This is a genomic window from Rhodanobacter sp. FW101-FHT13A11 (assembly GCF_058790335.1).
Genome location: NZ_JBYTCN010000003.1, coordinates 308440 through 319627, shown reverse-complemented (window position 1 = coordinate 319627; position 11188 = coordinate 308440). Strand labels below are relative to the sequence as shown.

General features: G+C 68.7%; 10 protein-coding genes and 2 tRNA genes. 2 read left to right on the top strand and 10 right to left on the bottom strand.

Going from position 1 to position 11188, the window contains the following annotated elements:
• From AC3WRN_RS05805 to AC3WRN_RS05765, 9 genes are all read right to left on the bottom strand, one after another.
• Positions 1-70: transfer RNA gene (locus AC3WRN_RS05805), tRNA-Gly, on the bottom strand.
• 138 nt (positions 71-208) lie between these two features.
• A tRNA-Gly gene (locus AC3WRN_RS05800) sits at positions 209-284 on the bottom strand.
• A gap of 60 nt (positions 285-344) precedes the next feature.
• The gene (gene pgsA, locus AC3WRN_RS05795; RefSeq protein WP_068095325.1) at positions 345-944 is read right to left on the bottom strand and encodes a CDP-diacylglycerol--glycerol-3-phosphate 3-phosphatidyltransferase; all 600 of its coding nucleotides are present in this window, start codon (positions 942-944) and stop codon (positions 345-347) included.
• Between the two features lie 72 nt (positions 945-1016).
• Entirely contained in the window at positions 1017-2843 is a 1827-nt protein-coding gene (gene uvrC, locus AC3WRN_RS05790) for an excinuclease ABC subunit UvrC (protein WP_068095327.1), read from the bottom strand.
• Between the two features lie 38 nt (positions 2844-2881).
• A complete protein-coding gene (kdsB, locus tag AC3WRN_RS05785; RefSeq protein WP_492622243.1) occupies positions 2882-3661 on the bottom strand; it encodes a 3-deoxy-manno-octulosonate cytidylyltransferase in 780 nt (259 codons plus the stop codon).
• Positions 3662-3714: 53 nt separating this feature from the next.
• Complete coding sequence (gene aroA / locus AC3WRN_RS05780; RefSeq protein ID WP_492622242.1) at positions 3715-5025, bottom strand: 3-phosphoshikimate 1-carboxyvinyltransferase; 1311 nt, start codon at positions 5023-5025, stop codon at positions 3715-3717.
• The gene (gene pheA / locus AC3WRN_RS05775) at positions 5022-6110 is read right to left on the bottom strand and encodes a prephenate dehydratase (RefSeq protein WP_068095332.1); all 1089 of its coding nucleotides are present in this window, start codon (positions 6108-6110) and stop codon (positions 5022-5024) included. The genes aroA and pheA overlap by 4 nt, the downstream gene beginning before the upstream one ends.
• A 75-nt stretch (positions 6111-6185) precedes the next feature.
• Entirely contained in the window at positions 6186-7274 is a 1089-nt protein-coding gene (gene serC / locus AC3WRN_RS05770) for a 3-phosphoserine/phosphohydroxythreonine transaminase (RefSeq protein WP_492622241.1), read from the bottom strand.
• Between the two features lie 80 nt (positions 7275-7354).
• A complete protein-coding gene (locus tag AC3WRN_RS05765; protein WP_492622240.1) occupies positions 7355-8116 on the bottom strand; it encodes an FHA domain-containing protein in 762 nt (253 codons plus the stop codon).
• An 89-nt stretch (positions 8117-8205) separates the two neighbouring features.
• On the opposite strand from AC3WRN_RS05765, the gene AC3WRN_RS05760 reads away from it, so the two are divergent.
• Both AC3WRN_RS05760 and infA read left to right on the top strand, forming a co-directional pair.
• Positions 8206-8481: a polyhydroxyalkanoic acid system family protein gene (locus tag AC3WRN_RS05760; RefSeq protein ID WP_068095338.1), complete on the top strand. Its 276-nt coding sequence runs from the start codon at positions 8206-8208 to the stop codon at positions 8479-8481.
• 107 nt (positions 8482-8588) lie between these two features.
• Positions 8589-8807, top strand: coding sequence for a translation initiation factor IF-1 (gene infA, locus AC3WRN_RS05755; RefSeq protein WP_007508585.1), 219 nt, complete (start codon positions 8589-8591; stop codon positions 8805-8807).
• 110 nt (positions 8808-8917) lie between these two features.
• Here infA and clpA read toward each other — a convergent pair whose 3' ends face one another.
• Complete coding sequence (clpA, locus tag AC3WRN_RS05750) at positions 8918-11188, bottom strand: ATP-dependent Clp protease ATP-binding subunit ClpA (RefSeq protein ID WP_068095340.1); 2271 nt, start codon at positions 11186-11188, stop codon at positions 8918-8920.

Genomic DNA, 11188 nt, shown 5'->3' with positions numbered 1-11188 from the left:
GGGAAACGAGACTCGAACTCGCGACCCCGACCTTGGCAAGGTCGTGCTCTACCAACTGAGCTATTCCCGCATCGGAGCCGCGAATGATAGCAGAACGGATGCCCTTGTGAATAGGCGCCACGCCATTCTTCGCGGCGGGTCGCACTGGCCCGGTGCACACCCTGGAAACGACAAAGCCCCGAACGGATCGGGGCTTTGCAGAAAAAACTGGAGCGGGAAACGAGACTCGAACTCGCGACCCCGACCTTGGCAAGGTCGTGCTCTACCAACTGAGCTATTCCCGCATCGGAGGCGCGCATTCTAATACGTGGAAGCGGATCGTCAAGCCCGCGTCGCCGGCGGCATCACTCTTGCCCGCGCCCTGCCCCGTTGGCGCTCAGGCTCGGCCACGCGGCGCGCAGGTAATGCAGGCCCGACCAGATCGTGAGCACGCCGGCGACCACCAGCAGCGCCTCGCCGATGTGGTACAGCCGCAGCGCCTCGGCCGCCTTCTCGTGCTGCACGATCAGCACCACCAGCGCGACCATCTGCATCACCGTTTTCAGCTTGCCGATGAAGGCGACCTTGACGGTGGCGCGCATGCCGATCTCGGCCATCCACTCGCGCAGCGCCGAGACGCTGATCTCGCGGCCCACGATCACCGCTGCGGTCACCGCCATCAGGATGCCGGACCAGCCGCCCTTCGGATGCGACTCCACCAGCAGGAACAGCGTCACCGCCACCATCAGCTTGTCGGCGACCGGGTCGAGGAACGCACCGAACGCCGAGGTGAGCCGCATCCGGCGCGCCAGGTAGCCGTCCAGCCAGTCGGTGACCGCCGCCAGCAGGAACACGATCGCCGCGGTGATGTTGTGCCCACGGAACGGCAGGTAGAACACCACCACCATCACCGGCAGCAGCGCAACGCGGAAGAGGGTCAGCCAGGTCGGCAGGTTGATGCGCATGATTCGTCCCAGGGATTTGAGGCAGTCTCGCACGATGGCGCGCCAGTGCCGAGTGAATACGTGCGCCGAGGTTCAGCCATGCAGGCTGGCGTAGATGCGTTCGGCCAGGCCGCGATCGATGCCCTTCACCTGCATCAGCTCCTCGACGCCGGCGCGCTCCAGCCCCTGCATGCCGCCGAATGCCTTCAGCAAGGCGGAACGGCGGCGCGCGCCGATGCCTGGCACGTCCTCCAGCACGCTGCGCTCGCGCGCCTTCTCGCGCCGCTTGCGATGCCCGCTGATGGCGAACCGGTGCGCCTCGTCGCGCACCGCAGCCACCAGATGCAGTGCGGGCGATGACGACCCCGGGTGCAATTCGCGCCCCGAGTCGGCGAGCACCAGCGTCTCCTCGCCGGCGCGCCGGCCCGGGCCTTTCGCCACGCCCACGACCTGGATGCCGTCGACGCCGAGTTCCTTGAGCACGTCCAGCGCCTGCGCCACCTGGCCGCCGCCGCCGTCGATCAGCAGCACGTCGGGGCGCGCGCCCTCGCCTTCGGCCACCTTGCGGAAGCGCCGGGTCAGTGCCTGGTGCATCGCGGCGTAGTCGTCGCCGGGCGTGATCCCGCTGATGTTGAAACGGCGGTAATGCGACTTCTCCGGCCCTTCCGGGCCGAACACCACGCAGGAGGCCACGGTGAGCTCACCCATCGTGTGGCTGATGTCGAAGCACTCGATACGCCGCGGCGACGCCGCCAACCCGAGCACTTTCTGCAGGTCGTCGAAGCGCGTGCCCAGGGTCTGCCGGCTGGCCAGCCGCGCGGTCAGCGAGGCCTGCGCGTTGCGCTCTGCCATCTGCAGGAACTGCGCGCGCTCGCCGCGCACGCTGGATTTCAGCTCTACCGCATGGCCGGCGTGCTGGCCGAGCAGCTCGGCGAGGATCGCCTGGTCGGCCAGCGGCTCGCCCAGGATCAGCTCGCGCGGCACCGGCCGGTCCAGGTAGTACTGCGCGATGAACTGCACCAGCACGTCGGCCGGCTCGGCATCCAGCGGCAGCCGCGGGAAGAAATCGCGCGTGCCCAGGCTGATGCCGTTGCGGAAGAACAGCACGCTGACGCAGGCCATGCCCGCCTCGATGCGGCAGGCGATCACGTCCATATCGGCGCTGGCGCCCTGCACGTGGTGCTGTGCCTGCAACTGGCGCAGGGCGGCCACCTGGTCGCGCAGCTTCGCCGCGCGCTCGAACTGCAGCGCCTTGCTGGCCTGCTCCATCGCCTCGGCCAGTTCGTCGATCACCGCGTTGCTGCGCCCTTCCAGGAACATCTCGGCGTGGCGCACGTCGTTGCGGTAATCCTCCACGCTGATCAGTCCCACGCAGGGCGCGCTGCAGCGGCCGATCTGGTACTGCAGGCAGGGCCGCGTGCGGTTGCGGAAGTAGCTGTCCTCGCACTGGCGCACCTTGAACAGCTTCTGCATCAGGCTGAGGCTCTCGCGCACCGCGTAGGTGCTCGGGTACGGCCCGAAGTAGCGCCCCGGCAGGTTCTTCGCGCCGCGATGGAAGGCCAGCCGCGGATAGTCCTCGCCGCTGGACAGGTAGATGTACGGGTAGCTCTTGTCGTCGCGCAGCAGGATGTTGTAGCGCGGCTTCAGCGACTTGATCAGCTGCGATTCCAGCAGCAGTGCCTCGCCTTCGGTGCGCGTCACGGTGATCTCGACGCGGGCGATCTGCGCCACCATCGCCGCGATGCGCGGCTCCATCCGCGGCTTCAGGAAATAGCTGCCGACGCGCTTCCTGAGGTTGCCGGCCTTGCCCACGTAAAGCAGCTCGCCGGCCGCGTCGAAGTGTCGGTAGACGCCGGGCGAGGTGGTGAGCGTGCGGACGAAAGCCTTGCCGTCGAAGGGGGGCGGTTGCGCGGACTGCATGGGGTCATTCTAGCGGCGATGACCACGGAGATGATGGCTCAGTGCTGCGTGCGCAACCACAGCTCCGCGCGTTCGAGGTCGGCCTCGGTGTCGATGCCGGGCGGAAACGGCTCCGGGGTGAGCCGTACCGCGATCGCGTGGCCGTGTTCCAGCACGCGCAGCTGTTCCAGCGATTCGGTCTGCTCCAGCGGGGTGCGCGGCAAGCGGCTGTAGCGGTCCAGGAAGCCGGCCCGGTAGGCATAGATGCCGATGTGGCGCAGGAACGGCGAACCGGACGGCAGCGCGTTGCGGTCGAGGGCGAACGCATCGCGCGCCCACGGCAACGGCGCGCGGCTGAAGTACAGCGCACGGCCATTGGCGGTACGCACCAGCTTCACCACGTTCGGGTCGAACAGCTCCTCGGCGTCGATGATCGGCGTGGCCAGGGTGGCCATCGGTGCATCGTCGCTGTCCAGCGCCTGCGCCACCGCACGGATGCCGGCGGCCGGCGCGAACGGTTCGTCGCCCTGCAGGTTCACCACGATGCTGTCGGCGGCCCAGCCGTAGTGGCTGGCGCATTCGGCCAGGCGGTCGCTGCCCGAGGCGTGGTCGCTGCGGGTCATGCAGATGTCCACGCCGTGCTGCCCGGCCAGCGCGTCGGCGATACGCCGGTCGTCCACCGCCACCACCACCTGGCTGGCACCGGCCTGCAGGGCGCGCTGCGCCACCCGCACCACCATCGGCACGCCGTCGATCGCGCGCAGCGGCTTGGCCGGCAGCCGGGTCGAGCCGTAGCGGGCAGGAATGGCGACGATGAACGGGGGCACCGCGTTTGACATGGACGATCCTTGGGTCAGGCAGCAAGCCTAGCGCAACGTGGCGTATCGGCGATTCACGTCGCGGTCTGCAGCGCGAAGCCGCAGCCGTTGGCCAGCTCCAGGAAGCCGGGGAACGAAGTGGCGACATGGCTGCAGTCGTTGATCCGCACCGGTCCGGCGGCGACCAGCCCGGCCACCGCGAAGCTCATCGCGATGCGGTGGTCGAGATGGCTTGCCACCGTGCCACCGCCCAGCCGGCCGCCGTGGATGATCGCGCCGTCCGGGGTTTCCTCGATCGCCGCGCCGAGCGCGCGCAGGCCGGTGGCCATGGTGGCGATGCGATCGGACTCCTTCACCCGCAATTCGGCGGCGCCGCGGATCACCGTGCGGCCGCCGGCCACCGCGGCGGCGATGAACAGCGCGGGGAACTCGTCGATCATGTCCGGCACCAGCGCCTCGGGCAGCTCGACGCCATGTAGCGGCGCATGGCGCACCACGAGATCGCCCACCGGCTCGCCACCGGCTTCGCGTTCGTTTTCGACCGCGATGTCCGCGCCCATCAGCCGCAGCGCCTGCAGCAGGCCGGTGCGGCGCGGATTGAGGCCCACCGCCGGCAGGCGAACCACGGAGCCGGGCACCACACTCGCGGCGACCAGGAAGAACGCCGCCGAGGAAAAGTCGGCCGGCACCTCGACATCGGTGGCGCGCAGCACATGGCCACCCGAGAGCTTCGCGCGGCCTGGCGCGAACGCGATCGGCCAGCCGAACGCGGCGAGCATGCGCTCGGTATAGTCGCGGGTCGGGTGCGGCTCAATGATCTCGGTCTCGCCTTCCGCGTACAGGCCGGCCAGCAGCAGCGCGGATTTCACCTGCGCACTGGCCACCGGCAGCTCGTAGCGGACGCCTTGCAGCGGCTGGCCACCACGCACGTGCAGCGGCGGCAGGCCGTCGTGCGTGTCGATGCGCGCGCCCATCAGGGCCAGCGGATCGGTCACCCGGCGCATCGGCCGCTTCGACAGCGAAGCATCGCCGACCAGGGTGCTGTCGAAGGCCTGCCCGGCCAGCAGGCCGGCCAGCAGGCGCATGCCGGTGCCGGCGTTGCCGCAATCCAGCGCTTGTGTCGTGCCGCGCAGGCCATGCAGGCCCACGCCGTGCACCACGCGCGCGCCGGCCGCCGGCGTGTCGATGCGCACGCCGAGCTGCGCCAGCACGGCGGCGGTGGCACGGGTGTCCTCGCCTTCGAGGAAGCCGCGGATGCGCGAGTCGCCCTCGGCGATCGCCGCCAGCATCAGCGCGCGATGCGACACCGACTTGTCGCCGGGCACGCGCACGCTGCCGTGCAGCGGGCCGCTCGCCCGGCTGCTCCAGTCCAGGCGGCCGCTCAAGGCAGCGCCACCGGGTAGGAGCCCAGCACGCGGACGGTCGCTGCCGACGTGCCGATCTCCTGCACCGCCGCCTGCAGCGCGGGACTGTCGACGTGGCCGGAGACGTCGATGAAGAACGCGTACTGCCACTTGCCGGTATGCGCCGGCCGTGACTCGATGCGGTTCAGGCTGATGCCGTGCTTGGCGAACGGGCTGAGCACGTCGTACAGCGCGCCGGGCTTGTCGTTGACGGTGATCAGCAACGAGGTGCGGTCGTTGCCGGACGGCGGAAACAGCGAGCGGCCGATCACCAGGAAACGCGTGGTGTTGTCGGCGCGGTCCTCGATGCCCTTGGCCACGGTCTTCAGGCGGTAGACCTTGCCCGCCGTCTCGCCGGCGATCGCCGCCGCGTCGTCGGCATGCAGGGCCAGCCGCGCCGCCTCCGCGTTGCTGCTGACCGCGATGCATTCCACCTCGGGCAGGTTGATGCGCAGCCAGGTCTTGCACTGCTGCAGCGACTGCGCGTGGGCGTAGACCCGGCGCACGTCCTCCAGGCGGCCGCTCAGCGAGTGCAGGCACTGGTGCACGCGCAGTTCGATCTCGCCGCAGATGGTGGCTTCGGAGGTGAGGAACATGTCCAGGGTGACCTGGATCATGCCCTGCCCGGAATTCTCCACCGGCACCACGCCGAAGTCGGCGTGCCCGGCGGCGACTTCCTGGAACACCTCCTCGATGCTGCCCAGCGGCAGGCCGTAGGCGGCGTGGCCGAAGTGCTTGCGCACGGCCTGCTCGCTGAAGGTGCCCTCCGGGCCGAGGAAGCCGATCTTCAGCGGGTCCTCCTGCGCCAGGCAGGACGACATGATTTCGCGGAACAGCCGCACCATCTCGGCATCGGACAGCGGGCCTTCATTGCGGTCCACCACCATGCGCAGTACGTGGGCCTCGCGCTCGGGTCGGTAATAGTCGATCGCGGAAAGCCCCTCCCCCTTCACCTTGGCCACGGTCTGCGCGTGCCTGGCGCGTTCGGAAATCAGCTGCTGGATCTGCCGGTCGATGCTGTCGATGCGCTCGCGCATCTCGCTCAACGGGGTCTTCGGGTCGGTCATGCGTTCAGCCGCCTGGATGGATGGAAGTCCAAATGATGGAGCGGCATCTTGCCTGAAAATCCCGCTTTCGTGCGCTCAGCCGTGGCGCTGCGCGAAATCCCGCATGAACGCCACCAGCGCCTCGACCGCCTCCGGCGGCACCGCGTTGTAGAGCGAGGCGCGCATGCCGCCGAGCGCCTTGTGGCCCTTCAGCGCGATCAGGCCGGCCGCCTCCGACTCCTGCAGGAATGCCGCGTCCAGCGCGCCGTCGTGCAGGGTGAAACGCACGTTCATGCGCGAGCGCGCGGACGGCTCGATCGGGTTGCGGTAATAGCCGCCGGAGCCGTCGATGGCCCGGTACAGCAGCTCGGCTTTGGCCCGGTTGCGCGCGGCCATCGCGTCAAGCCCGCCCTGTTCCTTGAGCCACTGGAAGGTCAGCCCCGCCACGTACCAGCCCCAGGTGTTCGGCGTGTTGAGCATCGAATCGGCGGCGGCGTGCTCGGCATAGCGGAAAATCCGCGCCATCGGCCGGCCAGCCCGTTGCAGCAGGTCGCGGCGGATGATCATCAGCACCAGGCCGGACGGGCCGATGTTCTTCTGCGCGCCGGCGTAGATCAGCCCGAAGCGGCTCACGTCCAGCGGCTCGGACAGGATGTTCGAGGACATGTCAGCCACCAACGGCACCGTGCCGCCGGCGTCGGGGATGGCGTGGAACTCGACGCCGTGGATCGTCTCGTTGGGCGTGTAGTGCACGTAGGCGGCGCCCGGATCGAGCCGCCAGCTGCCGCGCGGCGGCAGTTTCAGGTAGTCATCCGCCTCGCCGCTGGCGGCCACGTTCACCCGCACGTAGGGCTTCGCCTCGCTGGCCGCCTTCGCGCTCCAGTGGCCGCTGACGACGTAGTCGGCGCTGTCGCCCTCGCCGGCCAGGTTCATCGGGATCTGCGCGAAGTGCTGGGTGGCGCCGCCCTGCAGGAACAGCACGGCATAGTCGGCCGGTATCCCCATCAGCTCGCGCAGGTCGGCCTCGGCCTGGGCGGCCATCGCGATGAAGCGCTTGCCGCGGTGGGACTGCTCCATCACCGAGGCCCCGCTGCCGTTCCAGTCCAGCATCTCGCGCTGGGCGCGTTCGAGTACCGCCTGCGGCAGCGCTGCCGGGCCGGCGCTGAAATTCCAGACTCTGCTCACGTGCGCTTGCGTCCTGTCGAGGGTGTTCCGCGCATTATGGCGCGGCGCAGCATGGCGCGGTCAACCCTCAGCGCGTGCCCTCAGAAACGGATCAGCAGCACCAGTGCGATGCCCAGCGCCAGCACGGCGGCGGTGACGATCAGCCACCACACCTCGCCGCTGGGGCCGGCGGCCTCCTCGGGCAGGTGTCGTGGCAGGGGTTCGGGCAGCGTGATTTCCGGCTCCATGCCCGGTCCATCCACCACGAAGCGGTGCATCGCCACGCCGAGCTGGTCGCCGGGCTGCAGGGCCAGTTGCTGCACGGCGACGCCGTTGACCCGCAGCAGGTGTTGCGCGGACGGCTGGGTGACTTCCAGCAGCAGCCGGCCCTCGTGCCAGGAAATGCGCAAGGCGATGGCATCGCCCTGTGGCAACTCGAGCGGGCAATCGCCGTGGGGGCCGAACTCCAGGCTGTCCCGCAACGGCAGCACCCGCCCGGACAGCGGGCCCGCCACCGCGCGCAGGGCCACCGTGCAGCGCCCCTGCTCGGGCACGCTCGGCGGCGTGCGCCGGGCGGGATCCTCGTCGGCACGCAGCAGCATGCGGCAATCGCCCACGCTGACCACGTCGCCGGCGCGCAACAGGGCGCGCTCGCGCACCGGCCGCGCGTTGACGTAGATGCGGTCGGCCGACGGCAACACCTGCAGCACCCAGCCCCGGCGATCCTGCTGGATCCGCAGGTGTTGCGGCGCCGCCTGGCTGGCGGCCAGCACCAGGTCGTTGTCGGGCGCACTGCCGACGCGCAGTTGCGCCTGCGTCCAATGGAAATCCTCACGGGCCGCATTGGGAAATTCGATACGCATGGATGAGCCGGTCGATGGACAGCGGAACTCTAGCATGCGGCCCGCCGCGCTCCAGGCGTTAAGATGCGCCGTTTCCCCCGGAGTCCACCATGCCCAGGATCGATATCCACCACCCGCATCAATTGCCGGTTGCCGAAGCCCGCGCCGTGGTCGACCGGGTGGCTGCGCGCATGCGCGAGAAATTCGGCACGGACGACCGCTGGCAGGGCGACACCCTGCTGTTTTCCCGTCCCGGCGTCAGCGGCTCGATCGCCGTCGGCAGCGACGCGATCCAGGTCAGGGCCGAGCTGGGCCTGCTGCTGGCGCCGCTGAAGGGCATGATCGAGCAGGAAATCCGGCGCAAGCTGGATGAGCATTTCGCCTGACGCCGGTCCGGCCCGATCCGTGCTGATGATTCTTTAACCAGGCGTCCATCCGTGGCATAATCGACGGCTTACGCGGCCATGACGGCTGCGCGTGAACCCCGGAACACATGGCCAAAGACGACGTCATCGAAATGGAAGGCACGGTCCAGGAGACCCTGCCCAACACCATGTTTCGTGTACAGCTGGAGAACGGGCACGTCATCATCGCCCATATCTCCGGCCGCATGCGCAAGCACTACATCCGCATCCTTACCGGCGACAAGGTCAAGATCGAAATGACCCCGTATGACCTGAGCAAGGGACGCATCACCTACCGCATGAAGTAGGTCGGCCGCGCCTGCGCGCGGCGATGCGGCAACAGGGCGGCGGTATCGGCAAAGCAAAGGCGGCGCAATGCGCCGCCTTTGCTTTGCCTCGCCGTTTTTTCCCGCGGTGGTTATTCGACGACCGCCGGCAGCTTCCCGGCCGCCTTGCAGTCGACCTTCAGCTCGCCGTCGGCCACGCTCAGGTGCACCACGCCGCCGTCGACCAGCTTGCCGAACAGCAGTTCGTCGGCCAGCGCACGCTTCACCTTCTCCTGGATCACCCGCGCCATCGGCCGCGCACCCATCTGCGGATCGAAGCCGTGCTCGGCCAGCCAGCGGCGGGCGTCGGCGTCCACGTCCAGGCTCACGCGCTTCTCGGCCAGCTGGCTCTCCAGCTCGATCAGGAACTTGTCGACGACGCGCAGGATGTGCTCGAAGTCGAGCGCGCCGAACTGGATGATCGCGTCCAGCCGGTTGCGGAACTCCGGCGTGAAGATCCGGCGGATCACTTCCATCGCGTCCGACTCGTGCTTCTGCTCGATGAAGCCCATGCTGCGCCGCGCGGCAATGGCCGCGCCTGCATTGGTGGTCATCACCACCACCACGTTCTTGAAGTTCGCCTCGCGGCCGTTGGTGTCGGTCAGCACCCCGCGGTCCATCACCTGCAGCAGGATGTTGAACACGTCCGGGTGCGCCTTCTCGATCTCGTCCAGCAGCAGCACGGCATGCGGGTGCTTGGTGATCGCCTCGGTCAGCAGGCCGCCCTGGTCGAAGCCGACATAACCCGGGGGCGCGCCGACCAGCCGCGACACCGAATGCGCCTCCATGTACTCGGACATGTCGAAGCGGATCATCTCGATGCCCAACTGCATCGCCAGCTGCCGGGTGACCTCGGTCTTGCCGACACCCGTCGGGCCGGCGAGCAGGAAGCAGCCGATCGGCTTGGACGGATCGGCCAGGCCGGAACGGGCCATCTTGATCGACGCGGCCAGCGCCTCGATCGCCGGATCCTGGCCGAACACCACCATCTTGAGGTTGCGCTCGAGGTTCTTCAGCACGTCGCGGTCCGAGGCCGACACCTGCTTGGCCGGGATGCGCGCCATCTTCGCCACGATGTACTCGACCTCGCCGACGTCGACCCGGCCGGTGCGCTGCTCCTCCGGCAGCAGCCGCTGGCGCGCGCCGGCCTCGTCGATCACGTCGATCGCCTTGTCCGGCAGCAGCCGGTCGGGGATGTGCTTCACCGACAGGTCCACCGCCGCCTTCAGCGCCTCGTTGGTGTAGGCCACGTGGTGGTGTTCCTCGAAGCGCGAGCGCAGGCCCTTGAGGATCTCGATGCTGTCGGCCACGGTCGGCTCGACCACGTCGATCTTCTGGAAGCGGCGGGCCAGCGCGCGGTCCTTCTCGAACACGCCGCGGTACTCCTGGAACGTGGTCGAGCCGATGCAGCGCAGCTCGCCGGAGGCCAGCATCGGCTTGATCAGGTTCGAGGCGTCCATGGTGCCGCCCGAGGCGGAGCCGGCGCCGATGATGGTGTGGATCTCGTCGATGAACAGGATCGCGCCCGGCTGCTTCTTCAGCTGCGCGATCACGCTCTTCAGGCGCTTCTCGAAGTCGCCGCGGTACTTGGTGCCGGCCACCAGCGCGCCCAGGTCGAGCGACCAGATCGTGGCGCTTTCCAGCACCTCGGGCACCTCGCCGTCGACGATGCGCTTGGCCAGGCCCTCGGCCAGCGCGGTCTTGCCCACGCCGGCCTCGCCCACGTACAACGGGTTGTTCTTGCGCCGGCGGCACAGCACCTGGATGGTGCGCTCGATCTCGTCGGCACGGCCGATCAGCGGGTCGATCTTGCCTTCCAGCGCCAGCTCGTTGAGGTTGCTGGCGAATTCGTGCAGCGGATTGCCCTTCGGCTCGCCGCCCTCCTCGCCCTCGCGCTCGCCGCCGGAGACGCCGGCGGCCGGCTCGTCGCCGATCTTGGCGATGCCGTGCGAAATGTAGTTGACCACGTCGAGCCGGGTGATTTCCTGCTGGTGCATGAAATACACCGCGTGCGAATCCTTTTCGCCGAAGATCGCCACCAGCACGTTGGCGCCGGTGACCTCCTTGCGGCCGGAGGATTGCACGTGGTAGACGGCGCGCTGCAACACGCGTTGGAAGCCCAGCGTGGGCTGCGTATCGCGCTCGTCGCCGGATGGCAGCACCGGCACGGTTTCGTTGATGATGCGCACCAGGTCGGCCGACAGCCGCGGCAGATCCGCGCCACAGGCGCGCAGGGCGCCGAGCGCCGACTGGTTCTCGGTCAATGCCAGCAGCAGGTGCTCCACCGTCATGAATTCATGGCGCTGTTCGCGGGCCTGCTTGTAGCACTGGCCGATGGTGACTTCCAGATCCTTGCTGAACAT

Coding starts and splice junctions, on each gene's coding strand:
- pgsA (WP_068095325.1), bottom strand. CDS start 944: ATGCGCATCAACCTGCCGACCTGGCTGACCCTCTTCCGCGTTGCGCTG.
- uvrC (WP_068095327.1), bottom strand. CDS start 2,843: ATGCAGTCCGCGCAACCGCCCCCCTTCGACGGCAAGGCTTTCGTCCGC.
- kdsB (WP_492622243.1), bottom strand. CDS start 3,661: ATGTCAAACGCGGTGCCCCCGTTCATCGTCGCCATTCCTGCCCGCTAC.
- pheA (WP_068095332.1), bottom strand. CDS start 6,110: ATGACCGACCCGAAGACCCCGTTGAGCGAGATGCGCGAGCGCATCGAC.
- AC3WRN_RS05765 (WP_492622240.1), bottom strand. CDS start 8,116: ATGCGTATCGAATTTCCCAATGCGGCCCGTGAGGATTTCCATTGGACG.
- AC3WRN_RS05760 (WP_068095338.1), top strand. CDS start 8,206: ATGCCCAGGATCGATATCCACCACCCGCATCAATTGCCGGTTGCCGAA.
- infA (WP_007508585.1), top strand. CDS start 8,589: ATGGCCAAAGACGACGTCATCGAAATGGAAGGCACGGTCCAGGAGACC.
- clpA (WP_068095340.1), bottom strand. CDS start 11,188: ATGTTCAGCAAGGATCTGGAAGTCACCATCGGCCAGTGCTACAAGCAG.